The 25,803-nt window shown below is 63.1% G+C and carries 25 protein-coding genes; 3 read left to right on the top strand and 22 right to left on the bottom strand.

Going from position 1 to position 25,803, the window contains the following annotated elements; translation table 11 throughout:
* Positions 1–35: 35 nt before the first annotated feature.
* The 7 genes from hpf to AC54AG_RS22095 all read right to left on the bottom strand — a co-directional run bounded on the left by hpf (position 36) and on the right by AC54AG_RS22095 (position 5,534).
* A complete protein-coding gene (gene hpf, locus AC54AG_RS22125) occupies positions 36–398 on the bottom strand; it encodes a ribosome hibernation-promoting factor, HPF/YfiA family (protein WP_034753331.1) in 363 nt (120 codons plus the stop codon).
* A 69-nt stretch (positions 399–467) separates the two neighbouring features.
* Entirely contained in the window at positions 468–1,946 is a 1,479-nt protein-coding gene (locus AC54AG_RS22120; protein WP_496631584.1) for an RNA polymerase factor sigma-54, read from the bottom strand.
* A 4-nt stretch (positions 1,947–1,950) separates the two neighbouring features.
* The gene (lptB, locus tag AC54AG_RS22115) at positions 1,951–2,706 is read right to left on the bottom strand and encodes an LPS export ABC transporter ATP-binding protein (RefSeq protein WP_034753325.1); all 756 of its coding nucleotides are present in this window, start codon (positions 2,704–2,706) and stop codon (positions 1,951–1,953) included.
* Positions 2,706–3,287, bottom strand: a complete 582-nt coding sequence (lptA, locus tag AC54AG_RS22110; RefSeq protein ID WP_034753322.1) for a lipopolysaccharide transport periplasmic protein LptA — start codon at positions 3,285–3,287, stop codon at positions 2,706–2,708. Before lptA ends, lptB begins: the two co-directional genes overlap by 1 nt.
* Positions 3,288–3,312: 25 nt before the next feature.
* Positions 3,313–3,924 carry an LPS export ABC transporter periplasmic protein LptC gene (gene lptC / locus AC54AG_RS22105; protein ID WP_034753320.1) on the bottom strand — a complete coding sequence of 204 codons (612 nt, stop codon included), beginning with the start codon at positions 3,922–3,924 and terminating at the stop codon, positions 3,313–3,315.
* 42 nt (positions 3,925–3,966) lie between these two features.
* On the bottom strand, positions 3,967–4,500 hold the full coding sequence (locus tag AC54AG_RS22100) for a KdsC family phosphatase (RefSeq protein WP_496631583.1): 534 nt from the start codon (positions 4,498–4,500) through the stop codon (positions 3,967–3,969).
* Positions 4,500–5,534, bottom strand: a complete 1,035-nt coding sequence (locus AC54AG_RS22095; RefSeq protein WP_374106893.1) for a KpsF/GutQ family sugar-phosphate isomerase — start codon at positions 5,532–5,534, stop codon at positions 4,500–4,502. Before AC54AG_RS22095 ends, AC54AG_RS22100 begins: the two co-directional genes overlap by 1 nt.
* A gap of 84 nt (positions 5,535–5,618) precedes the next feature.
* Here AC54AG_RS22095 and AC54AG_RS22090 point away from each other — a divergent pair, with 84 nt between their 5' ends.
* Positions 5,619–7,598, top strand: a complete 1,980-nt coding sequence (locus AC54AG_RS22090) for a cation:proton antiporter domain-containing protein (protein WP_338680606.1) — start codon at positions 5,619–5,621, stop codon at positions 7,596–7,598.
* Here the strand turns inward: AC54AG_RS22090 and AC54AG_RS22085 are convergent, their stop codons facing one another.
* The 3 genes from AC54AG_RS22085 to AC54AG_RS22075 all read right to left on the bottom strand — a co-directional run bounded on the left by AC54AG_RS22085 (position 7,599) and on the right by AC54AG_RS22075 (position 10,859).
* Positions 7,599–8,756, bottom strand: a complete 1,158-nt coding sequence (locus AC54AG_RS22085; protein ID WP_496631582.1) for a GGDEF domain-containing protein — start codon at positions 8,754–8,756, stop codon at positions 7,599–7,601. It lies immediately after the preceding gene.
* A 34-nt stretch (positions 8,757–8,790) separates the two neighbouring features.
* Positions 8,791–9,642 carry an MOSC domain-containing protein gene (locus AC54AG_RS22080; RefSeq protein ID WP_219330190.1) on the bottom strand — a complete coding sequence of 284 codons (852 nt, stop codon included), beginning with the start codon at positions 9,640–9,642 and terminating at the stop codon, positions 8,791–8,793.
* A gap of 122 nt (positions 9,643–9,764) precedes the next feature.
* Positions 9,765–10,859: a type II asparaginase gene (locus AC54AG_RS22075; protein ID WP_496631581.1), complete on the bottom strand. Its 1,095-nt coding sequence runs from the start codon at positions 10,857–10,859 to the stop codon at positions 9,765–9,767.
* 133 nt (positions 10,860–10,992) lie between these two features.
* Between AC54AG_RS22075 and AC54AG_RS22070 the strand changes: the two genes are divergently transcribed.
* The gene (locus tag AC54AG_RS22070; protein ID WP_496631580.1) at positions 10,993–11,385 is read left to right on the top strand and encodes a hypothetical protein; all 393 of its coding nucleotides are present in this window, start codon (positions 10,993–10,995) and stop codon (positions 11,383–11,385) included.
* Entirely contained in the window at positions 11,382–12,218 is an 837-nt protein-coding gene (locus tag AC54AG_RS22065) for a MipA/OmpV family protein (RefSeq protein ID WP_496631579.1), read from the top strand. Before AC54AG_RS22070 ends, AC54AG_RS22065 begins: the two co-directional genes overlap by 4 nt.
* 12 nt (positions 12,219–12,230) lie before the next feature.
* On the opposite strand, the gene AC54AG_RS22060 is transcribed toward AC54AG_RS22065, so the two are convergent.
* The 12 genes from AC54AG_RS22060 to AC54AG_RS22005 form a co-directional block, all read right to left on the bottom strand.
* On the bottom strand, positions 12,231–14,684 hold the full coding sequence (locus AC54AG_RS22060; protein ID WP_496631578.1) for a TonB-dependent siderophore receptor: 2,454 nt from the start codon (positions 14,682–14,684) through the stop codon (positions 12,231–12,233).
* 102 nt (positions 14,685–14,786) lie between these two features.
* The gene (locus tag AC54AG_RS22055) at positions 14,787–15,767 is read right to left on the bottom strand and encodes a siderophore ABC transporter substrate-binding protein (protein ID WP_496631577.1); all 981 of its coding nucleotides are present in this window, start codon (positions 15,765–15,767) and stop codon (positions 14,787–14,789) included.
* 1 nt (position 15,768) lies between these two features.
* The gene (locus tag AC54AG_RS22050; RefSeq protein WP_496631576.1) at positions 15,769–16,539 is read right to left on the bottom strand and encodes an iron ABC transporter ATP-binding protein; all 771 of its coding nucleotides are present in this window, start codon (positions 16,537–16,539) and stop codon (positions 15,769–15,771) included.
* The gene (locus tag AC54AG_RS22045) at positions 16,536–17,486 is read right to left on the bottom strand and encodes an iron chelate uptake ABC transporter family permease subunit (RefSeq protein WP_496631575.1); all 951 of its coding nucleotides are present in this window, start codon (positions 17,484–17,486) and stop codon (positions 16,536–16,538) included. The genes AC54AG_RS22050 and AC54AG_RS22045 overlap by 4 nt, the downstream gene beginning before the upstream one ends.
* Positions 17,483–18,439 carry an ABC transporter permease gene (locus AC54AG_RS22040; RefSeq protein ID WP_139092222.1) on the bottom strand — a complete coding sequence of 319 codons (957 nt, stop codon included), beginning with the start codon at positions 18,437–18,439 and terminating at the stop codon, positions 17,483–17,485. Before AC54AG_RS22040 ends, AC54AG_RS22045 begins: the two co-directional genes overlap by 4 nt.
* Entirely contained in the window at positions 18,436–20,178 is a 1,743-nt protein-coding gene (locus AC54AG_RS22035; protein ID WP_496631574.1) for an ABC transporter ATP-binding protein, read from the bottom strand. Before AC54AG_RS22035 ends, AC54AG_RS22040 begins: the two co-directional genes overlap by 4 nt.
* Positions 20,172–21,938 carry an ABC transporter ATP-binding protein gene (locus AC54AG_RS22030; RefSeq protein WP_496631573.1) on the bottom strand — a complete coding sequence of 589 codons (1,767 nt, stop codon included), beginning with the start codon at positions 21,936–21,938 and terminating at the stop codon, positions 20,172–20,174. Before AC54AG_RS22030 ends, AC54AG_RS22035 begins: the two co-directional genes overlap by 7 nt.
* 103 nt (positions 21,939–22,041) lie before the next feature.
* Complete coding sequence (locus AC54AG_RS22025) at positions 22,042–23,010, bottom strand: FecR domain-containing protein (protein ID WP_496631572.1); 969 nt, start codon at positions 23,008–23,010, stop codon at positions 22,042–22,044.
* A gap of 3 nt (positions 23,011–23,013) precedes the next feature.
* Positions 23,014–23,532, bottom strand: a complete 519-nt coding sequence (locus tag AC54AG_RS22020; protein WP_070305551.1) for a sigma-70 family RNA polymerase sigma factor — start codon at positions 23,530–23,532, stop codon at positions 23,014–23,016.
* 196 nt (positions 23,533–23,728) lie between these two features.
* The gene (gene ychF / locus AC54AG_RS22015) at positions 23,729–24,820 is read right to left on the bottom strand and encodes a redox-regulated ATPase YchF (RefSeq protein ID WP_034753282.1); all 1,092 of its coding nucleotides are present in this window, start codon (positions 24,818–24,820) and stop codon (positions 23,729–23,731) included.
* A 154-nt stretch (positions 24,821–24,974) separates the two neighbouring features.
* Positions 24,975–25,208, bottom strand: a complete 234-nt coding sequence (locus AC54AG_RS22010; protein WP_034753279.1) for a helix-turn-helix domain-containing protein — start codon at positions 25,206–25,208, stop codon at positions 24,975–24,977.
* A complete protein-coding gene (locus AC54AG_RS22005) occupies positions 25,208–25,783 on the bottom strand; it encodes a hypothetical protein (protein ID WP_496631571.1) in 576 nt (191 codons plus the stop codon). The genes AC54AG_RS22010 and AC54AG_RS22005 overlap by 1 nt, the downstream gene beginning before the upstream one ends.
* Between the last annotated feature and the right edge of the window lie 20 nt (positions 25,784–25,803).

Below are 25,803 nucleotides of genomic sequence, written 5' to 3'. Positions count from 1 at the left end.
CCTTAGTTGATCACAACTGCTGGAAGCGGGTGGCCTTAAACGGCGACGACGGCGTCTTCCTCGGAGTTGTCTGGCAGATGCTTGATCGCCTCTTTACCGTGCCCTTGCACTTTGGTTTTGTATTTCATCACTTGCCTATCGAGCTTGTCGATCAGGGCATCGATCGCGGCATACAGGTCTTGTGCCAGGCTTTCCACGTAGACGGTTTTGCCACTTAAACGCAGGTTGACTTCGGCCTTTTGACGTTTTTCTTTCTCTTTGAGGTTATCCACGGTCAGAATCACGGCGATATCGATAACTTGATCGAAATGACGTTTCACGCGTTCCAGCTTCGTTTGTACGTATTCACGGATGGCTGGTGTCACTTCGAGATGATGTCCGCTGATGGTGAGATTCATACACACTCCTAAAGATGATCGGGTTCGTGCGGTCCATCCTATCCGGCCCGCAGAGGAACCGAAAAAAACTTACAAACACTTACGCAGGCTCACTGGCGGAATTTTCAACGCTTCCCGGTATTTGGCAACAGTACGTCGCGCAATCACCATGCCTTGTTCCCCCAGCATGTCCGCAATCTTACTGTCGGATAAAGGATTTTTAGGGTCTTCTGCTCCTGTCAGTTGCACGATCAATGCCCGTATCGCCGTCGATGACGCTTCGCCCCCCGCTTCGGTGGCGACGTGGCTACCAAAGAAATATTTCAACTCGAACATGCCGTGCGGGGTCAGCATGTACTTTTGAGTTGTTACCCGCGAGATAGTACTCTCGTGTAAACCCAGTGTATCAGCTATTTCACGGAGCACAAGGGGGCGCATGGCAACGGCCCCATGCGAGAAAAAGTTCTTTTGTCTTTCTACTATTGCCTGTGCCACGCGCAGGATCGTGTCGAAACGCTGGCGCATATTCTTGATCAGCCACTTGGCTTCCTGCAACTGTGCGCCCATGGCGCCCTCGCCCTTGCCCTGCTTGAGCAGGTTGGCGTACATGGCGTTGACGCGCAGGCGCGGCATGACGTCGTTGTTCAGGGTCACTTGCCAGCCATTGCGCGCGCGCTTGACGACGACGTCGGGCACCACATAATCGGACACGTCCGAGGCGAACACGGCGCCCGGATGCGGATTGCACTGGCGAATCACCGTCTGCGCTTCGCGCAAGTCTTCATCGTCGCAATCAAGGGCTTTTTTCAGCTTGTTGAAATCGCGCTGGGCAAACCAGGCCAGGTGCTTTTCCACGATGACGAGGGCCATGCGCCGCGTCACCATGGCGATGTGCGGCAAGCGCTTGATCTGCAGCGCCAGGCATTCGGACGCATTGCGCGCGCCCACGCCGGGCGGATCGAAACTTTGCAGCAGCGACAAGGCCGTGCGCATCTCGTCGGCGTCGATTTCCAGCTCTTCCGGCAGGCGCGCCAGGATGTCGTCGAGCGACTCTTCCAGGTAGCCATTGTCGTCGAGCGCGTCGATGATCAGCTCGACCAGCGCACGGTCGCGCAACTCGAGCACCGTCACGCGCATCTGCTCCATCAGGTGTTCGCGCAGGGTGCAGTGATGGGCCTCGAGTTGCGGGCGGGAATCTTCGTCGTCGGGCGCCTTGCCCCGGCTCGCCTCGCTCCAGTCGCTGTCGCCGCCATCCGCCACGGCCGGACCCTCGCCCGCCTCGCCGTCAAAGGTTTCCGCTTCGGCTGGCGCCGCGGGCGCCTCCTGGCCTGGCGGCTGGGGCGGCGCTTCGGCCGGCGCCGCCGTGGAACTCAAGGCCCCGTCCGACAGCAGGCGCAGCGAACGGTCGAGCGGATCGTCGAGGCGCTCGAGCAGGGGATTGTCCGTCAGCAGTTGCTCGAGTTCCTGGTGCAATTCCAAGGTGGACAATTGCAACAGGCGTATCGATTGCTGCAACTGCGGCGTCAGTGCCAGGTGCTGCGAAGTGCGCAGCTGCAATGATTGTTTCATTGGCTTACATGCGGAAGTGTTCGCCCAGATAGACCCGGCGTACCGACTCGTTCGCGATGATGTCGTCGGGGCGTCCCGACGCCAGTACCGAGCCCTGGTTGATGATGTAGGCACGGTCGCAAATACCCAGCGTCTCGCGCACATTATGATCGGTGATCAGCACGCCGATATTGCGCTCCTTCAAGAAGCGCACGATGCGCTGGATCTCGATCACGGCGATCGGATCGACGCCGGCGAACGGCTCGTCGAGCAGCACGAAACGGGGATCCGTGGCCAGCGCGCGGGCGATTTCCACGCGGCGGCGCTCGCCGCCCGACAGGGACAGGGCCTGGTTCTCGCGCAGCTTTTCAATCTGCAAATCGGCCAGCAGCTTATCCAGGCGCTCCTCGATCTCGGCCTTCTTCAAAGGACGGCCTTCGACGGTCTGGATTTCCAGCACGGCGCGGATATTGTCTTCCACCGTCAGCTTGCGGAAGACGGACGCTTCCTGCGGCAGATAGGACAAGCCCATCTGCGCGCGGCGGTGGATCGGCAGGCTGGAAATGTCCACGCCGCTGATGTCGATGCTGCCGCCGTCCGACGGCACCAGGCCGACGATCATGTAGAACGAGGTGGTCTTGCCGGCGCCGTTCGGGCCCAGCAAACCCACCACTTCGCCGCATTCGACTTGCAGCGAGACATCATGCACGACTTGCCGCTTGCCATAGGTTTTTTGCAGACCGCGAACGATCAGGGTGCTGCCGCAACGAGTATTGTCCATTATTTCTTTCCTGGCGCAGGCGTTGCCGGCGCTTTCTCCGCTTCCGGCGCCTTGGTCTTCGGCTGGATCACCATGCGCACGCTGCCGCCATCGGAAGTGCTGGTGCCGCTGTCGGAATTTTCCATCTTGAATACTTCCTTGCGGCTGTCATACGAGATGAAGGCGCCATTGGCCACGTCCGTCACTTTCGTGCCTTCCAGGCGCGTCAGCTTGGCCTTGGAAAACAGTTTCACCACTTCCGTCTTGTTGTCGTATTCCACGCGCTCCGCTTCGCCTTCGACCCACAGGTCGCCCGCGCCATCGCGCTTCTGGCGGAACGTGGCCAGCTTGCCGGGATCGGCCCAGAAGGTGATGAACTGGTAGCCTTGCGGGTCTTCCGTGATCAATGCCCGGCCCGCCTTCATGGTCAGGGTGCCCTTGACCAGCACGACGTCGCCCGTCAGGGTACGCACCTGCTTGACGTCATCGACGTGGCCGCTGCGTGCCGTGATGACGGCTTCCTTCTCGGAATCGGCTTTCTCGGCATGCGCCACGCCCATGATGGCCAGCGAAAATACGGTCAACAGCAAGATGTTCTTCATAGTATGGTTTCCTTGTTTCATTCTGTCATTTTGCCGCCGCGGCCGGGCGCGGTTTCGGCGGGAGGACCATGCGCAGCGCATTCTGCACTTCCACCACGCCGGTGGCGTTATTGGCTTTCATGCCGATGCCATTGAGGCGCGAAGTCCCCGTCAGGATATCGACAGGCACGTCCGTTTCCATTCTTTCCTCGTCCGGAAACACCGTCAGCGCTTCCGTCCTGACCGTCAGGTTCTGCGCCTTCGGACTGGCCGCGCGGTCGATCACGACCTTGCGGTGCAGTTGCAGCCGGGTATTGTCCTGGTCGATATGCGCCAGTTCCGCATTCATGTTCAACGGCGGCATGCCGGGCGTGAGCTTGCGCACGAAGGGCTGGTCGATATCGGACGAATCGTCGGCCGGATAATGCGTGAGCTTGGTGCCCGACACGATATAGCTGGGCTTACCCGTCAAATCCATGCGCACCAGGCTGAAATTGGTGATGAAATAATCGGGCTCATCCAGATGCTTGCTGGCCTTGATGTCCTGGCTGTTCTTGTTCATCACTTCGAGCAGCCAAAAGCTGGCCAGCGCGACAACAACCGCGCCCAGCAGGGTAAAAATCGTGCGCCAGCGATGGGCGCCTCCTGGCTTACGCATAGGGTTTCACTCTTTCCAATATCACTGGCGGCAAGGTGCGCCTCACTCCAGGAACGGCGCCATGACGCGCGCATAGTTGTCCTGGGCGCGCAGCAGGAATTCGCAGATCTCGCGCACCGCGCCGCGGCCGCCTCCGGCCTGCGTCACATGGTGCGCCAGGTCCTGCGCTTCCGGACGCCCGCCCGGCACGCTGACGGCAAAACCGACGCGTTTCAGGATGGGCGCATCGATGACATCGTCGCCGATATAGCCGCATTGCTCTTCCGTCAAGCCCGTCAGCGCCAGCAGTTCGCGAAACGGCGTCAGCTTGTCGTGGCCGCCCTGGTGCACATGGGTAATGCCCAGGTCTTGCGCGCGGCGTGCCGTAATGGTCGAGCGGCGCGCGCTGATGATAGCCGTCTGCACGCCCGATTCCTGCAGCAGCTTGATGCCCAGGCCATCATACACATTAAACGTTTTCATCATCTCGCCATCGGGGCCGAAATGCAGGCTGCCGTCGGTGAGCACGCCATCGACGTCAAAGATCATCAGTTTGACCTTGGCCGCGCGTGCCAGGTTGTCCGCTACGCTCTCCATCAGATCACCTTCGCTTGCGTCAGGTCATGGATATGCAGCGCGCCCACCAGCTTGCCGTCGGCATCGACGACCAGCATCTGGTTGATGCGGAACTGCTCCATCACGGCCACGGCATCGACGGCCAGGCGTTCGGGCGCGATGCTGCGCGGCTGCGCATGCATGACGTCGCGGATCGCCACTTGCGTGAAATCCTGCACGCGCTCGAACATGCGGCGCAAGTCGCCATCCGTAAACACGCCCACGGGGCGGTTGTCCGCATCGACGATGGCCGTCATGCCCATGCCCTTCTTCGTCATTTCTTCCAGCGCCTGCAGCAGGGATGCCTCTACCGGCACTTTCGGCACCCTTTCGCCGCTGCGCATGACGTCATGCACGTGCGTGAGCAGGCGGCGGCCCAGGGCGCCGCCAGGGTGCGAGCGGGCGAAATCTTCTTCCTTGAAGCCGCGCAAGTCGAGCAAGGCCACGGCGATCGCGTCGCCCAGGGCCAGGGTGACGGTGGTGCTGGCTGTCGGCGCCAGGTTCAGCGGACAGGCTTCTTTCTCAACAGAAATATCCAGGTGCACGTCGGCCAGCTGGGCCAGGCTGGAATTCGGTTTGCCCGTCATGGAAATCAGTACGCCGCCCATGCGCTTGACGACAGGCATGATGGCCATCAGTTCGGACGACTCGCCCGAGTACGATATGGCAATAAAAGCATCGTCCGAGGTGACCATGCCCAGGTCGCCATGGGCCGCTTCGGCCGGATGCACGAACAGGGCCGGCGTGCCGGTGGAAGCGAGGGTGGCGGCAATCTTGCGCGCGATATGGCCGGACTTGCCGATGCCGGAGACGACGACTCTTCCTTTGCATTGCAGCAACAGCGCCACGGCGCGGCCCACGCTGTCGTCCGTGGCCAGGCGCGCGTGCAGCGCAACGATGGCGTCGGACTCGATCTGCAAGGTGGTGCGGGCCAGCGCGACAGCGCGCTCGGTCGTCGCTTGCATGTCAATTCGATCAAAAGCTTTCAGCATTGTTTTTTCATGGGTTACACTCATGCCCAAAGTATAAACGAATTAGGAAAGCAAAAAACTTGCCAGTCACAACAAACAACGATTTCCATTGACCGTACCGGGCAACCCATGTTTTCCTCGCTTGAACTGACCCTGATGTTACTCGGCAGCGCCGTGCTGGGCGTGGTCGCTTTCAGAATGTTGCATTTGCCGCCCATGCTGGGCTACCTGGCCGTTGGCATCGTCATCGGCCCCCATGCGCTGGGCCTGGCGGCCGAAAACGAGGCCAGCCATACGCTGGCCGAGTTCGGCGTCGTCTTCCTGATGTTTTCCATCGGGCTCGAGTTTTCTCTGCCCAAGTTCCTCGCCATGCGGCGCATCGTCTTCGGCCTTGGCATGGCGCAGGTGGTCACCACCATCATCGCCACCGTCGTCTTCGGCTGGTTCGTCGGGCGCTACCTGTCCGCCTACATCCACCTGAGCTGGCAAGCCGCGTTCGCCCTGGGCGGCGCGCTGGCCATGTCGTCGACAGCCATCGTCTCGAAAATGCTCACGGAGCGGCTCGAGCTCGAAAGCGAACACGGCCGCAAGATCATCGGCATTTTACTGTTCCAGGATCTGGCCGTCGTGCCGCTGCTGATCCTGATCCCCGCCCTCACGCGCGATTCGGACAACCTGGCCGAAACCCTGGCCTGGGCCGGCGGCAAGGCTCTGGTCGTACTGATCTTGCTGCTGTTCATCGGCCAGAAGATGGTGCGCGGCTGGCTGACCATCGTTGCCAAGCGCCGCTCGCAAGAATTGTTCATGCTCAACCTGCTCTTGATTACCCTGGGCGCGGCGTGGATCACGGAACGGGCCGGGCTGTCGCTGGCCCTGGGCGCGTTTGTTGCCGGCATGCTTATTTCCGAGACGGAATTCAAGCACCAGGTGGAAGAGGATATCAAGCCCTTCCGCGACGTGCTGCTGGGCTTGTTCTTCATCACGGTCGGCATGCTGCTCAATATCCGCGTGGTGCTCGATAACTGGTGGCTGGTGCTGCTCTTGCTGTGCGCCCCCGTGCTGCTGAAATTCGCGCTGATCGCGGGTCTGGCCCGGCTGTTCGGGTCCAGCAACGGCGTGGCCTTGCGCACGGGACTGGGACTGGCGCAGGCGGGCGAGTTCGGCTTCGTGCTGCTGAACCTGGCTGGCGGCATCAAGCTGATGGACCCGTTCGTCGTGCAGGTGGTGCTGGCCTCGATGGTGCTGTCGATGCTGGTGGCGCCTTTCCTCATCGCCAAGTCGGACGCCATCGTCATGAAACTGGCGGCCAACGACTGGATGATGCAGTCGCTGGCGCTGACCAGGATCGCCACCCGCACCATGGCGTCACAAAAACACGTGCTGATCGCCGGCTTCGGGCGCAGCGGGCAAAGCCTGGCCATCCTGCTGGCGGAAGAAAAAATCGAATACCACGCGCTGGACCTGGATCCGGAACGGGTGCAGGAAGCGCAGCTGGCCGGCGCCAACGTCTCGTATGGCGATGCGGGCCGGCGCGAAAGCCTGGTGGCGGCCGGCATCTACCGGGCCAGCGCCGTCGTGATCACGTATGCCAACACGCCCTCGGCACTGAAGTTATTGCATCTGCTGAACGAAATGGCGCCGACCCTGCCCGTCATCGTGCGCAGCCACGACGATACCGACCTCGACCAGTTGAAGAAGGCGGGCGCGGCCGAAGTGGTGCCGGAATTGATGGAAGGCAGCCTGATGCTCGCTTCGCATGCCTTGATCATGATGGGCGTGCCCTTGCGCCGCGTGGTGCACCGGGTGCAGGCGGCGCGCGAGGAACGCTATGCCTCGCTGCGCGGCTATTTCCACGGTTCCAGCGACGCGGGCGACGATGCCGAGCTGGAACGCCTGCATACGGTCACCGTCAGCGAAGACGCGCATTGCGTGGGACTGCCCTTGAGTGCGGTCGACGTGGCAGGCTGCGGCGCGTTTGTGACGGCCATCCGCCGCGGCCGCGGCCGCCTGGAAGTTACCCCCGAGACGCAGCTGGCCAGCGGCGATGTGGTGGTGCTGCGCGGCACGGCCGACGCCGTGGCCAAAGCCGAGACCTTGCTGTTGAAATAATCAGTCGCGCTGCGCTTTCCAGCTGACGACCTTGTTGCGGCCATCGGACTTGGCCTGGTACAGGGCCTGGTCCGCGTGCGCCACCAGTTGCTGCGCCACCGTTTCGATCGGCAGCAGCGCCGCGTCCGCTTCCAGGCTGGCCACGCCGATCGACACGCTGACCCACGCCTGCGCGCTGCCCGGCAAGTCGAACATGGTGCCGGCGATGCTGGCGCGGATGCGTTCGGCAACGAAGGTCGCACTGTCGAGATCGGCGTCGATCAGCAGCACGACGAATTCCTCGCCGCCGAAGCGGCCCAGTGCATCGGAGCGGCGCAATTCCGTGCGGATGCGCGTGGCCACTTCGCGCAGCACTTCATCGCCGCCTTGGTGGCCATGCGTGTCATTGACCAGCTTGAAATGGTCGATGTCGATATACATGCATGAAATACAATAATTCTGGCGCCGCGCGCGGGCGATTTCTTCCAGCAGGCGGCGGTCGATATAGCGCCGGTTGTAGACGCCCGTCAGGGAATCGGTCAAGCCGATGTATTTGAGCATTTCATTGCTGATCACGTTTTCCAGGCAAATGGCGATGATGGACGCCATATGCTTGACGAAATCCGTGCCCAGCGCGGGCGTAAAGCGCGTCACGTCGCTGCTGGCCAGGTTCAGGCTGCCAATCAGGCGCTTGTTGCGCAGCAAAGGCACCAGCGCCACGCTGCGCAGCGATTCGATCTGCGGAAAACGGCGGCCATGCACGGCAGAGTCGAAGGCACCGAGCAGCGGCATCGGCGGCAAGGCCGCTTCGCCCTCGGCCACGGGCTTTGGTGCGGCAAAACCCAGCTCGGCCACGGCATGCACGAACAGCAACTGCGGGAAGGCGCTGAAATCGACACCGAGCTTTTCCATCACCAGCACGATATCGTCATCCTCGTCGAGCAGGCTCAAAGTCACACCGTCGAGGTCGGAAATCACGGGCAAGGTGCGGAAGATGGTGCCGATCAATTCAGGAAACGTGGACGCGCTGACGATTTCCAGGTCGAACGCCTGGTGGCGGCACATGATGTCATGGTTGCGCTCGGCCTGTTCCAGCAGGAAAGCCATGCGTGCGCGCAAGGCCTGGTTTTCGGCTTCGAGGCTGGCAATGCGCGGGTCCGGCGGTATTGCTTGATTCATAGAAACCTTAAACCCTTGTGTGCGGGCGCCATGCTTAAAATGCCAGTTCGAAACCGATGTCCTGCCCCACCACGATACGCTCATCGCCGCCTTCGGTGACGATGGCGTTCATGCCGAAGCAGATGGCGCCGTCGAGCTCGGGCTTGGCGCGATAGCCATGCATGACGTCGAGCGGGTCCGGTCCGGGCACGCCCGTGGCCTGGTCCACCGACGGAATCGGGCAGCGCGAACACGGCTTGACGGGTTTTAGCACCGTCGCGCCGAATTGCAGGAAGTCGGCGTAGTCTTCCTCGAAGGCGCCGATATCGCCGATGACGAGGTTGGGGCGGAAGCGGTTCATCGGCAGCGCGTCACGGCCAGCCGCGCGCAGCTTGTCATTCACGTCGGCCAGCGAAGCGGCGCCGGCGATCAGCACCGGGTAGCCATCGGCAAACATGGTCTCGGCGGCGACGCCATCGGTCCATTTGGTGCTTGTGGCGCGCACCACGTCCGGATGAAAGCGCGCCAGGCGGCACGGCACGCCGATGGCGTTGGAAAACCAGGTGGCCGTGACGTCGTCGCAATCGTAGGCGCGCACGCAATCGTCCCACACTTGCACGTCGAGCATGGGCGAGTGTTGCGGATGCGGCAATCCCAGCTCGATTTCCAGGCGCAGCATGCCCGGCGCGCGCAATTCCAGGGTGGTGGCCTTGATGGACGGCACGATCAGCGCCATGCGCGGATGTTCGCGCTGGGTCAGGAAGCGGCCCTGCTCATCGACCACCATCCATTCGCGGTCGAACACGTGCTCGCTCATCAGCCCTGAACGCGTCAGGACCGCCTCGCGCAAATGGATGCCGGCGCACGATTTGATGGGATACAGAATGATGTCGGACAGGATGGCCATGAACCGGAGACAGTGTTGCAGCTTCTGTCAGGAAATTATTCAGAAGCGAAGTATGGCAGCAAAGCGGGCAAGCGTAAATCAGCCACACTGAGCCAATAAGGCTGAGTGTGGCGTAGCAGTGATTAATACGTGTAGAAAATACGCTGAATTTCTTGCGTGCTATTCGTTTTGGTCAGGGCCAGCATCAGCAGGATGCGGGCTTTTTGCGGGTTCAGGGTGTCGGAGACGACACTGTCGAGTTCATCGTCGTTCGCTTCGCCATTGCGCGCCACGATGCCTTGGCCGACTCTGCTCGAACGCACGATCAGCACGCCCTTCTGGCGCGCTTCCACCAGAGCCGGCTTCATTTGCGCGGCCACGCTGCCATCGCCCACGCCAGCGTGGATGATGCCCTTGGCGCCAGCGGCGATGAAGGCGTCCATGCCGACACGGTTCATGTTGGCGTAGCCGTAGACGATGTCCACTTGCGGCAAGGCATCGAGCTTGCTGATGTCAAATTCCGATTCCAAGGTGTGCTTGCGCGTCGACTGGCGGTAGAAGAAAGGCTTGCTGCCCTGGATGTAGCCAAGCATGCCCAGTTCCGGCGACTTGAAGGTATCGGTCGTCGAGGTGTTGGTTTTGCTCACTTCGCGCGCGGCGTTGATCTGGTCGTTCAAGGCCACCAGCACGCCCTTGCCGACGGATTCCTTGCTACCGGCCAGCAACACAGCGTTGTACAGGTTGATGGGGCCGTCAGCCGAGATGGCCGTCGATGGACGCATGGCGCCCACGACCACGACCGGCTTGTGGCTTTTCACGGTCAGGTTCAGGAAATACGCGGTTTCCTCGATGGTGTCGGTGCCGTGCGTGACGACCACGCCATCGACGTCGTTCGAGGCCAGCAGCACGTTGATGCGCTTGGCCAGGGTCAGCCAGTGGCTGTTGCCCATGCTTTCACTGGCGATCTGGAATACTTGCTCGCCTTTTACGTTTGCCACTTTCTTCAGTTCCGGCACGGCCGCGATCAGCCGTTCGACGCCCACGGTGGCCGAGGTGTAGCCGACGGTGGTGGTGCTGTCGGCGCCGCTGCCGGCGATGGTGCCGCCCGTTGCCAAGATCACCACGTTCGGCAATTTGACGGCCACCTGCTGCGCACGCGCCGGCGAGGCCGCGACAAAGCCCATCAGCAAGGTAGCCAGCATCAGCTGTGCACAAGAATGAAATTTACGTGAAAACATGGTGCTCCTGTTCGGTGATGTGTCAAAGATAACAAAGTCGTGTGCAAATTATATGTCATCAGTGCTACAAAAAAGCCCAGATTCACGCGTTCAGCGCAAACGTGCGCGCCTTCCCATGCGCTACAGTGGCGCCATGTCCACACTCCTGTCCTTCCGCACTTGCCTCGTCCTGCCGTTCGTCCTGATGGCCCTGGGCGCCTGCGCCACGCAAATCGAACTGCGCACGGCGGCGCAGCAGGAGCAGTTCGCGCGGGAAGCGGCCAGCCAGGGCGACTGGGCGCAAGCCATGCGCAACTACGCGGACGCCGCCGGCAATGCCGAACTGGGCCATGGCGATTTCGCTTGGCAGGCGCGGCTGCACCACGAAGCCGGGCGCGCCGCCAGCGCCGCCTGCCGCGACGACGCGGCCGCCTTTCATTTCAGCCGCGCCATCGCGCTGGCAAAGAAAAGCGGTCAGTCGAGCGCCCTCAGCGACAAGGCGCTGGAATCGCTACAGGCCGGCAAATCTTGCGGCGTTCTTCGATGAACACCGCCCGCACCTTGCTGGCCGCCTGCGCCTTCTTCGCCGCCATGGCGCCGGCGCAAGCCGCCGAAGCACCGCTGCCCTTATGGGAAGCGGGCGTATTTGGCGGCTCGGCCGTCACGCCCGCCTATCCGGGCGCCAGCGAACGCTCGACGCGCAGCCTGGCCCTGCCCTATCTGATTTATCGCGGGAAAGTGTTGCGCGCCGACCGCTCGGGCGTGGGCGCGCGCCTGCTCGATACGGACCGCCTCGACTTCGATATCGGTTTTGCCCTGTCCTTGCCTGCCCGCTCCAGCGACGTGCCGGCCCGGCGCGGCATGCCCGACCTGGGCACCCTGGTGGAATTTGGCCCGCTTCTGAAAATCAAGCTGGCCGAGCCGACGCAGCACAGCCGCCTGGGCCTGGAACTGCCCTTGCGCGCCGTCATCGAAGCGCGCGGCGGCCTGCGCCGCCAGGGCGCCACGTTCGAGCCGCGTTTCGTGTATGGACTGCAAGGCGGGCAGCAGGCATGGCATGTGGACGCCAGCCTGGGCGCCGTGCTGGGCAATGCCGCCATCAATGATTATTTTTATGGCGTCAGCCCCGCGTTTGCCACCGCTCAGCGGCCAGCGTATGCGGCAAAAAGCGGGCTGATGCTTACGCGGCTGGGCCTGGGCGGTTCGTACCGGCTGCACCGGGACTGGCGCGCCTTTGCTTTTTTACGCTACGACAACTACTCAGGTGCCGCCAACCGCGCCAGCCCCCTGCTGCGCCAGAACAGCGGCACCTCGGCCGGCATCGGGCTGATGTGGACGTGGCGGCGCTCGGACAGCCTGGCGCGGGGCACGGACGACTAGCGGCGGGATGGCTTAAAACTCCGTCGTGGCCGACAGCATGACCGTGCGCGGCGCGCCCAGGCCCAGGCTGGTCCATTGCGGCAGCGCCCAGTATGCCTTGTTGCCGACGTTCGTCACACTGGCGCGTACGGTCAACGGCCGGCCCGCCGCCTTCGTCGCATAGCGAGCGCCCAGATCAAACACGGTACGGCCCGGCACGGACATCGAATTGTCGGCATTGATGTATTGCTTCGATGCCGCCGTCGCATTCGCCGTCAGGGTCACGCCGGGGATGGCCGGTGTATCCCATTCGACTCCGAGCTTGGCTTGCAGTTTGGGCACGCCCGCTGCCTGCTTGCCCTGGTTGGCGCCGCCCGGCGTCTTGCTCAAGACCGGGTCGACATACGCCACGCCGCCCATCAGGCGCACGTCGCGCAGGGGCGAACCGAAGAAGCCCCAGTCGATGCCGCGGTTGCGCTGCTCACCGCCAAAGGAAAAGATATTGCTGACGGGATCGACATAGCTGCTGGGCCGCTTGATTTCATACATGCTGACCGTATGCGCGAACTCGCCCAGGTCGACCTTGAGGCCAAGCTCCGCCTGCTTCGACTTGTATGGCGCAAAGACCTCGCCCGAGTTGGCCGCCGTCAACGGCGCCGTGGCGCCCTGGCTCAAGCCTTCGATGTAATTGCCATACAGGGAAATCGTCTTGCTCGCCTTGACCAGCAGGGCGACGGCCGGCGTGGTGGCGCCTTCGTCATAGCGCGAGGTGCGCGCGCCCGTCTTGATGTTGAAGTTATCGCTGAGCACTTCCTGGCGGCGCAAGCCCACCGTCAGCTGCACGGTGTCTTGCGCAAAAGAAAGCGTGTCGACCAGGCCGATACTGGCCAGGCGGAGTTCCGCCTTGGAAATTTGCGGCGCCTCGAAGCGCGTCGCCGGACCCCAGACGGGGTTATAGATGTTCGTGATCCAGTCTTTTGCCAGGGTATTTCTGCGCCCGTACTGCTTGTCCGTGTGGTGGTAATACGTGGCGTTGACGGCCCATTGATGGCCGATATCGCCCGTGCGCAGCTTGCCCCGCAAGCCCGCTTCCGCCGACTGCTTTTCCACATCAAAACCCAGGTCGGCAAGATTGGTGCGGTAGTCGCCAGCCGTGTTGAACACCTGGATCAGGTACGCGCCCGTCGACTGGTAGTCGGCCCGGCTGGCGCCCACGGCGGCATACGCCATCACTTGCCCGTTCAGGTCCAGCTCGCCGCGCAGCATGGCGCCCTTGTCCTTGGTATCGTAGAACGCCCAGCTGGGATTCAACAAGGTTTCCGCTTTCGGCGGACGCGGCACGGGCAAGCCGGGGGCCAGGTTGACGCCCCGGTTCAAGCCATCGGCGCGGTCCTCGCTGTGGTACAGGTCGGCGGACAGGCGCGCACCGTTGCCACGCCAGTCCAGGCCCACGGAGACGAGCTTGGTCTTCTTTTTCTGATGGTCGATGGCGCCCTCGCCATCGCGGTAGACGCCGTTGACACGGATGCCGAACTGTTTATGCTCGCCGAACCGCTGCCCCAGGTCCACATGGCCGCCCCATTGCGCGTCCGACATGTACGATGCCGTCACGCGCGCCAGCGGCGTATCGCCCGCGCGCTTGGGCACGAGATTGATGCTACCGCCTACCGAGCCGCCCGGTGGCATGCCATTGAGCAATGCTGACGGTCCCTTCAGCACCTCGATGCGCTCGAACATTTCAGGCGAGGTGCGGTAGTAGGGCGAGATGCCGTATAGGCCGCCAAACGCGACGTCGCCGATATTCGAGCTGAAGCCCCGTATCGAATAATTCTCGCCGATGATGCCCGTCATGCCGCTGCTGAAGACGGTGGGGTCGGTGGCGGAAATCACATCGGTGATGTCGCGCGCCTGCCGGTCTTCGATGAATTTATCCGTATAGCTGATGGCGTTGAACGGGGTTTCCATGAAATCCTTGTCGCCCAGGAATCCCACGCGGCCGCCGGACGCCACTTGCCCACCGGCATAGGCATCCGTCACTGTGTTGCCCTTGCCCCATACCGTCACGGCCGGCATGGTGGCGGCGGCCTCGGCGGCGGCGCTGTGCGCCGCTTCACGGCGTACCGTATAGCTGCCATTGCCCTCGCGCACGGCTTGCAAGCCGTGGCCGCGCAGCAATTCGTAAAAACCCTCGGGCACGCTGTAGCTGCCGGACAGGCCGGCGCTGTTCTTGCCTTGCAGCAGGCTAGCCTCGACCGTCAATTCCACGCCCGCCTCGGCGGCGAAAATATTGAGCGCCGAGCCCAGCGCACCGGCCGGCACGCTGAACGCTTGCCGGGCTGGGCCCGTCCCCGCTTGCGCGTAGGCTGCCGGGGCCGCCACGCCCAGCGCCCCCACGGTCAAGCCCGTGATGAGCGCCAGTTGCACGGCGGTGGCGATGCGGCTCAGGTTCAAGGCGGGAAGGTGGCGCGTTGCCATGCGGTGTGTCATACAGTAAATCCTTTCAGATGGGATGATTGCTTCTTCTCACCCTATCTCCCGAACGAAAAGGCAAAACCCTCAATCTAAATACGAATCATTACGAAAATATCATTAATAACCGCTGAGCACGTCGTCGATCACCCGTTTCAGCGACGTCACGCTGGCCGCCGTGATGTACCAGGCGTCCGCATCGACGAAGACGACGCGGCCGTTCTTCCAGGCCTTGGTCTGGCGCAGCAGCGGATTGGCCATCTGTTCGGCCGTCATGACGGGACGGTGTTCCATAACGGCCGTACGGTCGACAACATAGATGATGTCGGGGTTGGCTTGCTGGATGAATTCGCTGGAAATGGGCTGGCCATGCAAGCCCGCTTCGATGGCCGAACTGGCGGGTTTCACGCCCAGCGCATCAAAGACAAAACCGTAGCGCGACTGCACGCCGAATGAGCTGAAGGCGCCATTGTTGTGCAGCACGATCAGCGCTTTCTCGGGACGGTCCAGGGTCACCTTGCGCGCGTCCGCCACCTTGGCGTCAAGCTCCTGCGCTTTCCGGTTGGCGACGTCTTCCTTGCCAAAGATACGCCCCAGCGTCAGCAAATGCTGCTTGACCACCTCGATATGCTTGCTCTCGCTGTTCTGGTAGTCCACGTCGAAATGCAAGGTGGGCGCGATCTGGCTCAGTTCCTTGTAATGGTTGGCCTGAATCGACGTCATCAGCACCAGATCGGGCTGGAGCGCGTGGATATGCTCGAGATTGGGCTGCACGATGGCGCCCAGGTCGCGGATGTTCGCGTCGTCCTTGTAGCGCGTGAGGAAATGCGGCACGTAATCCTTCACCATGCCAGTGACGGGCACGCCCAGCTGGTCGAGGAAATCGACTTCGTTCATGTCGAGCACAGCCACCCTCTGCGGGCGATGTTGGATCACCGTCGTGCCCAGCTTGTGCACGATGGTGACGGGAGTAAATGCCTGCTCCGACGCGGAAGCGGCAGGCGCCGGCGGCGCCGTAGCCACCTTGTCGGTGCAGCCTTGCAGGGCGGCCATGGCGGCGAGCAGCACGGCCAGCGCGCAGCGGGATTTGTTCCAGATCATCTCAAGCTCCTGTGGGGGTAAAGTAATTGCAGACGCAGCCGCGCTCATTGCGCATGATGTGAAAATCGATGCCGTACAACAATCGCAAGCGTGCCTCGGTGACGACCTCGTCGACAGGGCCGGAAAAGCGCACGGCGCCACCCTGCATGGCGACGATGTGGTCCGAATAATTGGCGGCGAAATTGATGTCGTGGATCACCAGGATCACCGTGCGGCCCTGCTCGTCGCACAGGCGGCGCAACGCGCGCATGATCCGCACTGCGTGTTGCATGTCGAGGTTGTTGAGCGGCTCGTCGAGCAGCAAAATATCGGTCTGCTGGGCGATCGTCATGGCCAGGAAGGCCATCTGGCGTTGGCCGCCGCTCAGCTCATCGACGTAGGCAAGGCGCAGATTGTCCAGCGACAAAAAGGCGATGGCCTCGTCGATGGCTTGCCGGTCCTGCCGCGTCAAGCTACCCCGGCTGTAGGGAAAGCGGCCAAAGGCGACCAGCTCTTCCACCGTCAGGCGCAAATGAAAATCGGGAGACTGGCGCAGGGTGGCCACCAGTCTCGCATAGTCCTGGATCTTGATCGCCGCGATGCTGCGCCCGTCTATCGCAATCTCGCCGCCATTCGCTTGCTGCAAGCGCGCGATGAGCATCAGCAAGGTGGTCTTGCCGGCGCCATTCGGGCCGATCAAGGACGTCACTTTCCCCTTGGGAAACTGCACGCTGACGTTGCCCAGCACACGCCTGGCGCCGTAGCTTTTTTCAATATGGTTGACGTGGATCATGCGGTACCCCGGGTGCGGACCATGAGCGCGAGGAAATACGCGCCACATACGAGGTTGACGAGTATGCCAACCGTGGTCCGGTAGTTGAAAACGTGCTCGACCAGCAGCTGGGCAGCCAGGAAGATGACGATGGCGATGGCGCAGCCCAGCGGCAAGGTGGCGCGGTGACGCCCCGTGCGGGCCAGGGCATACGTTGTGTTCGCCACAAAGATGCCCATGAAGGCCGTGGGGCCCAGCAGGCTGGTCGACACGGCCACCAGCACGGCGATCAGCGCCAGCTGCAGCCGCACCATGCGCCGGTAATCGATGCCGAGCGAGATCGCCTGTTCGCGCCCCAGCGCCAGCACGTCGAGCGCCGGCAAAGTTTTCACGACAGCCACGCAGGTGGCGCCCACCAGCATGGCCGAGTACAGCAATTGTGCAGGCTGCGCCTTATTGAACGATGCCTGGCTGAAGCCTTGCAAGATGGCAAATTCACCGGGGCTGATGCGCAGCTGGATGAACTGGGTCAACGTGCCGATCACCATCGTCAGCACAAAACCCAGCAGCAACAGAAAATACACGTTGTTCTTGCCATCACGAAACAGCCAATAGTGGATGGCCCAGGAATACGCGAGCATCAGCGCAATCGACACGACAAAATTGCCGTTCTGTCCCAGCAGCACCACGCTTTGCATGCCCATCGCGAGGATCAGCAGCGATTGCAGCAGCAGGTACACGGCTTCATACCCCATGACGGCCGGCGTCAATATCCGGTTGCCGGCAATGGTCTGGAAAACAATCGACGACACGGCCACGCAAACGCCGCCGATGATGATGGCGGCCAGCCGCGACAGGCGCTTGGGGATGATGTAATCGAAGTCGAGATTGGCGCCGAGGAGGAGGAAAACCACGGCTAAAGCAAACACGGCCAGCCACAGCGTCCGCTGGTTCAAACTGCGCCTCATCGCTGCCCCCGGATGATCAGGATGAGGAACAGCAGGCCGCCCACGCCACCGGCCGTCAGGCCGATCGGCACCTCGAATGGGTAGATCAGCAATCGCCCGGCGATGTCGCAGGCCAGCAGCAGCGAGGCACCGCACAGCGCGACGATGGGCAGGGTGCGCTCCAGCTTGTCGCCATAACGCAAGGCTACCAAGTTGGGGATGGCCAGCCCGACAAACGGTATGGCCCCCACCGTGATCACCGTGGCCGCCACCGTGACGGCCACCAGCATCAGGCCCAGCGCCACCGTGCCCGCATAATTCAGGCCCAGGCTGGTCGCCATGCCCTCGCCCATGCCCAGCACGGTAAAACGCTGCGCGTACACATACGTGAGGGCAACGATGGGCAGGATCAGATAAATGATTTCATAGTTGCCCTGCACGATGCGCGAAAAATCGCCGAGCAGCCAGCCCTGCATGCTTTGCAGGATGTTGTTGCGGTAGGCATAAAACTCGGCCACGGCGCTGAGCACGCCGCCATACACGAGGCCGATGACGGGGACGAGTATCGTGTTCTTGAAGCGGATGCGGCGGATCAGGGCCACGTACAGTACGCTGGCGGCAAGGCAGAAGGCCAGCGCGAACGCCATCTTGCCGGCCGTGCCCGCTGCCGGTGCCACGGTCAGCGCAACGAGGATGCCCAGCTTGGCCGCATCGAGGCCGCCCGACGTGGCCGGCTCGACGAATTTGTTGCGCACGATGTGCTGCAGGATGACGCCGCACACGGACAGGCCCACGCCCGTCAGCACCAGCGCCGCCAAACGGGGCAGACGGCTGGCCGTCAGGGTCAGCCAAGCATCGGCAGACAGCGCGCCGGACGATGACAACAGTTGTGCCCACTCCATCTGCCTGGCGCCGACCAGCAAGGAGGCGCAGCACAGCAGCACGAAAAGGAAAAGCAGACGCGCGTGTGTCAAATGCCGGACTCCGTTCCAGCCGGACGCGCGGGCGCGGCGATGCGCCAGCCCTTGGCCGCCTGACGCTGGGCCAGGAAGTGCGCATACAGGCCGCCCTGCTCGCCCAGGGTGCCGCCATCGAGCACGACAATCTGGTCGGCCATGGCCACCGTCGACAGCTGGTGCGCGATGACGATCACCGTGCGCTTGCCGCGCAGCCGCGCCAGCGCTTCCGCGATGGCGGCCTGGTTTTCCGCGTCGAGCGCGGCCGTCGCCTCGTCGACCAGCAGAATCGGTGCATCCTTGACCAGCGCGCGCGCGATGGCGATGCGCTGGCGTTCGCCGCCGGACAGGCGCGCGCCGCCCTCGCCCACCGGTGTCGCAAGTCCCTGCGGCAGGCGGGCGATGATCTCCGCCACGCCCGCCTGGCGCGCCGCTTCCAGCACCTCGGCATCGCTGGCGTCCGGCTTGCCGATGCGAATGTTGTCGGCGATGCTGCCCTGGAACAGATAACTGTCCTGGAATATCTGGCTGATCTGGCCGGCCAATTGCTCGCTGGACATGTCGCGCACATCGACACCACCCACCAGCACCGTGCCTGCACTGGCGTCAAAGAAGCGTGCGATCAGGCGCACCAGGGTCGTCTTGCCGGAGCCGGAAGCGCCGATCAGTGCCGTCATGCTGCCCGGCGCAATCTGCAGGTTGATGTCCGTCAAGACGTCGGGCTGGTCCGGCGCATAGCGGAAGTGCACGCCACGCAATTCGACCGAAGCATCGCGCGGCGCTTGCGGCTTGTGTGCTTCCGACAAGGGCTGTACGGCGAAAATATCGCGTGCAGCGTCCAGCGGGCCGCGCGCACCGCGCAGCACTTCGCCATAGCTGGCCACTTCCTGCAGCGGGTCGACAAAGCGCACCACCAGCAGCAATGCCACGCTGACGGCGATGACATCTGCCGCAGCCGCTGCCGTACCGAGCAGGCTCGCGGCAACGGCCAGCAAGACGGCGAAGATGGCTTGCACGGTCCAGACGTTCAGCACCGACGACAGCGCCGACAGGTATATGAGTCGCGTGCCCGCGTGGCGCTGTGTGTCGATGGCTTGTTGCAGGAAACGCGTGCCGCCGTCAGCTGCGCCACCGAATGCGCGCAGCACCGACTGCGCTTGTGCAAACTCCACAAGGCGTTGGCTGGTCTGGGCAAAATGATGGTGGTAGGCATCGTCGGCGCGCTGGCCCAGGTGCGCCGTGAGCCGCAAGGCGCCGGCCAGCAGGGGCAGCGCCAGCAGCGCGATCACGCCCAGCTGCCAATGCAGTGCAAACAGCGCGGCCAGCAAGACCACGGGCGTGACGGCGCCGCAAATCACGGGCGTGAGCACGTGGGCCGGCAGCTGCGCGACGTTCATCATGCCTTGCGTGATGACGTGGCCCAGCTTCGCCGTATTCTCCGGCGTAAACCAGCCGACGGGCAGGCGCGCCACGTGGTCGCCCAAGCGCTGGCGCGCCCCTTGCAAGACCGTCACGCCCACGCGCACGCCCGCTTTCTCCACCTGGCGCCGCCAGGCCCAGCAAGCGACCAGCCCGGCCAGCAGCACGAGCAGCCATAGGGCCGCGCCGCCCGCATCGCCGGCCAGCAGCCGGCCCAGGGCCAATACCAGCGCCGTGATCGTCAGCCCGCTCAGCACGCCATACGCAAGCGCCATGGCGCAATAGCGGCGGAACACGGGCGCATCGTCGCCCAGCAGTTGAATAAACGTTTTCAACATGGGAGCACCGCATCTTCCCGGGAATCCTGATAGCCGCCCAGCACCCATAGTTGCGCATAGCGGCCCTGGTGGGCGAGCAAGCCGGCATGGCTGCCCTGCTCGGCGATGACGCCGTTCTCGACAACGACGATATTGTCGGCATGCATGACCGTGTCGAGCCGGTGCGCGATCACCAGCAGGGTGCGGCCTTGGGCAAAGCGCGACAGGGCATCCTGGATCGCCACTTCGTTTTCCGCGTCGGCCGCGGCCGTCGCTTCATCGAGTACCAGCACGGATGGATCGAGCAGCACGGCGCGGGCGATGCTGACGCGCTGCAACTCGCCGCCGGACAGCTGCGCATCCTCGCCGATGACGGAATCGTAGCCGCGCGGCAAGGCCAGGATGCGCTCGTGGATGTTCGCCAGGCGCGCCGCCTCTTCGATCTCGTGCGTGCTGGCCGATGGCCGGCCCAGCGCAATGTTCTCGCGCACGCTGGCGTGGATCAGCCGCACTTCCTGTAGCACGAAACCGATGCGCCGGTACAGCTCGGGCGTGGCGATGTGCCGCAGGTCGGCGCCGCCCAAGGTGATGCGCCCTTCTGTCGGGTCGAAAAAGCGCAGCAGCAGCCGCGCCAGGGTCGACTTGCCGGAGCCGGAAGCGCCGACGATGGCCGTCACCGTGCCGGGTTGCAAAGTTAGCGTGATGTCCGACAGCACCTTGTTGTGCCCATCGTAGGCATAGCCCACGCCTTCCATGCGAATCTCGGTACCAATTGGCAACTGCTGCTGGCCTGGCGCCGGCTGCGCCAGCACGGGCGTGTCGAGCAAGGCTTGCACGCGCTGGGCCGCGCCCGTGGCATTGTTGAGGTCATGCGTGAGGTAGTGCAGCAACAGCATCGGTGCGGAAATGCCGGGCGCCACGAGGGCGAACGGCAGGATATCGATGGGCGCCATCGCCTCCAGCGCCACGAAGACGGTGCCGGCGAGCACCACCACGCCCAGCACGGCGACGGGCGCGATCAGCGCATTGGCATTCGCCATGGAGCCAACCAGGGGGCGCGTAAACGCGGCAAACGCCTCGGCAAACGCATCGACGGCGGCGCGGTAGCTGCCGTGCGCACGTCCCGTGGCGCCAAAGGCCTTGACCACGGGGATGCCGTTGACGAATTCCACCACGGCATTGTTAATGCGCCCCATGCCGGCGACAAATTGCTCCATATTGCCGCCACTGGCTTTCATGGCGCGGCCGAAGAACAGGAAGAAGCCGGGAAATGGCAGGATGGCGACGAGGGCCAGGCGCCAGTCCATGGCGAACAAGTAAATGACGGAGATGGCGATGGCGCCCACGGCGCGTCCCGTCGTCGTATAAAAGTGCGCGGTGAGGCTGTGCAGGGTATTGATATCGTCCTGCATCGCCTGCTTGACCTCGCCCGAGGCACGGCTGGTGAACCAGCCCAGCGGCACCTGTCCCAGGTGCTGCATGGCTTGCAGGCGCAATTGATGGGTGAGGCGGTTGTCGGCCAAGTGCGCGGCCAGCTCGCCCAGCGTGATCAGGGCCATGCCGGCAAACAGGCAGGCGACGCTGGCGAGAATGGTAGGCCAGATGCCAAACTGCGTGGCCGCAGGGGCCAGGGCGATGCTGGCGATGTGCGCGATGCCGGCCAGCGGCACCAGGGTCAGCATGGAACCCGTGCCGGCCAGCACAGCGGCGGCGATCAGGTGCCTGCGGATGGGCTGCAGTATCCGGCTGATCGGGCCGGCATGGCGGCTGTGGCTACTCATGGGAAAAACGGGAAAAAGCGTGCATAAGTTCAATGGATAAGGGTGGCTCTCACCCTATATCCCGAACGAGAATGCAAAACCCTCAATCGGGTCCGCGAAATTGTCAGGCAGCGGCCTGGACGGTGACCCAGTAGCGCGTGCGCGCAACGATTTGCACGGGCAAGGCCAACGCCAGGTTGTGCAGCGCGCGGTCCGTGTCGCGCAGGGAAAACACGCCGTTGACGGTGAGGCTGGCCACGGCCGGGTCGCAGCGCAGCAGGCCGGGGCGGTAGCGGGCCAGTTCCGCAAGCAGCTCATCGAGGCGCATATTGTCGGCCACCAGCACTCCCTTGACCCAGGCCGCGGCGCTGGCGGACGCGGGTGCGCCAGACTGCACGATGTCGGCCGAGTAGACGGCGCCCTGGCCCGTGTCGATGCGCACGGGACGGCCCGGCGCATGCGCGAGGCGCACCTCGACGGCGCCCTCGAAGACGGCCACGCGCGACGTGTATTCGTCTTGGCGTAAAGTAAAACGCGTGCCCAGTGCCTGCACCGTGCCATGGCGGCCCTGCACGCGGAAAGGCCGCTGGGCCGGATCGGGATCGTGCGCCGTCGTGACGAGGATTTCGCCGCTGCGCAGGATCAGCAAGCGCTCGCTGGCATCGAAGCGCACATCGATGGCGGAAGCGGAAGCGAGCATCACGCGCGTGCCGTCCGGCAAGGTCATCTCGCGGATCTCGCCCGTGGCCGTGCCATGCCCTGCCGTGGCCACTTGCCACGCATCCGTGCCGCGCAGCATGTAGGCCATGCCGCCCACGGGCAGCAGCACGGCCAGCAGTTTCAGGGCACGGCGGCGGTTCAGGTAGGCGGCCGGCGCCGGTTCGCGCAGCACATGCCGGGCCGCGTCGCGCGGCACGCTGTGCAGCTTGCCCTCGAACGCCTGCAAACGCTGCCAGGCGATGGCGTGGTGCGGATGGGCGGCGCACCAGCGTGCACAGGCAGCCCGGTCTTCGTCGCTGGCGTCATCGGACCACAGGCGCGCCATCCATTGGGCCGCCTGCTGCACGATGGCCGGTGCAATCACCACATCCATGGTTCAGGCGCCTTGGGCGTGCATGGCCTGGTAGCAGGCCAGCAGGCCGGCGGCGATGTATTTTTCGACGGACGAGACGGACACCTGCAATTCGGTGGCAATGTCGCGGTAGCTCAGGCCATCGAGTTTGCACAGCAACAAGGCCTTGCGTGCCTTGGCGGGCAGCTGGTGCAGCACGGCGTCGATTTCCGTCAGCGCCTCGATCACCAGCGCGCGCTCTTCCTCGGACGGCGCCAGCGCTTCGGGCACCAGGGCCAGCACTTCCAGGTAGGCCGTTTCGATCTGGCGGCGGCGGTACAGGTCGATGACCATGCCGTTGGCGATCTGCGTCAGATGGCGGCGCGACTCCCCGGCCGGCGGCACCCTGCCCGTCTTCATCAGGTGCAGGTACACGTCATGCGCCAGGTCGGCCGCATCGAAGGCATTGCCGAGTTTACGGCGCAGCAAGCCACGCAGCCAGTGATGGTGGTCGGTGTACAGACTGCTGACTTGCTGCTGAAGCGCTAACTCGGCGGTGCTCACGATACCCTTCCTGTCGCCAACGGCCGGCAAGAACAGGCGCATCGGATTATAAATGAGAATTATTCTCATTATATAGTGAAAAACAGGACAGCCGCAACCATATCACGTGCCCGCTGGGCCATCCGGGCAATAAAAAACCCTGCAAATCAATGACTTGCAGGGTTCGTGGCGGCTCCGTACGGGAGCGGGTCGGGATTTAGACGTTGAACAGGAAGTTCAGCACGTCGCCATCCTTGACCACGTATTCCTTGCCCTCGGCGCGCATCTTGCCCGCTTCCTTGGCGCCCGCTTCGCCCTTGTAGGCGATGAAGTCGTCATAGGCGATGGTTTGGGCGCGGATGAAGCCGCGTTCGAAGTCGGTGTGGATCACGCCGGCCGCTTGCGGTGCCGTGGCGCCCACAGGGACGGTCCACGCGCGCACTTCCTTCACGCCTGCCGTGAAGTAGGTTTGCAGGCCCAGCAGCTTGTAGCCGGCGCGGATCAAACGGTCCAGGCCTGGCTCTTCCATGCCCATGTCGGCCAGGAAAGCGCCCTTGTCGGCATCGTCCAGGTCGGCGATTTCCGCTTCCAGCGCGGCGCAGATGGCGACGATGGGGGCGTTTTGCGATTGCGCATAGGCCGTCAGCTGGTCCAGCAGCGGGTTGTCCGTGAAGCCCGAATCGGACACGTTGGCCACAAACATGGCGGGCTTGGCCGTGATCAGGCACAGCGGCTTGATCAGTTCCATTTCGTCCGCGTCCAGGCCCATGGCGCGCACGGGCTTGGCGTCGTTCAGGTAAGGCATCATGCGTTCCATGATGGCCAGCAGCTTGGCCGCGTCCTTGTCGCCCGAGCGGGCTTTCTTGTTTTCGCGGTGGATGGCTTTTTCCACGGTGCCCATGTCGGCCAGCGCCAGTTCGGTCTGGATGACTTCGATATCGTCGAGCGGGTTGATCTTGCCGGCCACGTGGATGACGTTGTCATCTTCGAAGCAGCGCACGACGTTGACGATGGCGTCCGTTTCGCGGATGTGCGACAGGAACTGGTTGCCCAGGCCCTCGCCCTTCGATGCGCCTGCCACCAGGCCGGCGATGTCGACGAATTCCACGATGGCGTTGACCATGCGTTCCGGCTTGACGATGGCGGCCAGCGCATCCATGCGCGGATCCGGCACTTCGACAACGCCGACGTTCGGCTCGATGGTGCAGAACGGATAGTTTTCAGCCGGGATGCCGGCTTTCGTCAGTGCATTGAACAGGGTGGACTTGCCGACGTTCGGCAAGCCGACGATACCGCATTGGAGACTCATGGAAAACCTTTAATTAATCAATTTTGCCGGCAAGCGGCTGGTGCAAAAACGGCCTGTACCGGCGTTTTCTGGATAATCTTGCTGTATTAATGCTCGTAAGGATCAATTGTACCTCTATGCACCCTACTCTTCAAAAAAACCGCCCTCTGTGCCGCTAACTGCCGCCATCCCCGTCGTCCGGCTGCGACGCATCGAATTCCAGGATGTCGCCGGGCTGGCATTCGAGCATCTCGCAAATCTTCGACAGGGTATCGAAACGCACGCCGCGCACCTTGCCCGATTTCAAGAGAGACAAATTCTGTTCCGTGATGCCGATGAAGGCGGCCAGTTCCTTCGATTTCACTTTTTTCCTGGCCAGTACCAGGTCGAGGCGCACGACGATACCCATCAGATGAACCCGCTGTTTTCATCGGCCAATCGCTGGCCTTCATGGAGGATTTGCGCCAGCGCAAAGAAAACGGAACACAGCAGCAAGGTCCACAGGTCGCCGCCCGTGATGTCGATGACCAGACGCAACTGGCTCGTCCCCTCTTCCAGCAAGCCGAACAGCATGCCGCGCACGGTCGGTTCCAGCAACGTCAGCACCGTCCCCAGCAGCAAGCCGCCCGCGAAACGGCGAAAGTGCCGCGCTACCTGCGGCGTAAAAAACACGCCCTGCTCGAACTGGCGCAAGACCGCGGCCAGCTGGCGCACGGCGTCACCCAGCACGCACAAGGCCGGCAAGGCCAGCGCCAGGCCCAGTCCCCGCTGCCACAAGGGCATGGCGGCCAGGAGCTCGAATGGCTGGCTCTGCAATTGCAGCAACAGTTCATACATGCCGGCGCCGCCGACGGCTCCCTGCACGGCCGGCGCGGGCGCCAGCCAGCCCAGCACCGTCAGCAGCAGGTACAAGACAAAGAATCCCGAAATGCCGTAGCGCACGCGCCGGCTCAGCGCCGCGGGCGCCGTCTGATTTTTTTTCATATTTAAAAGAAAAGTATACG

This window comes from Janthinobacterium sp. BCJ23, assembly GCF_059617945.1.
The sequence above is the reverse complement of the archived record's forward strand: the minus strand, read 5'-3'. Positions and strand labels throughout refer to the sequence as shown.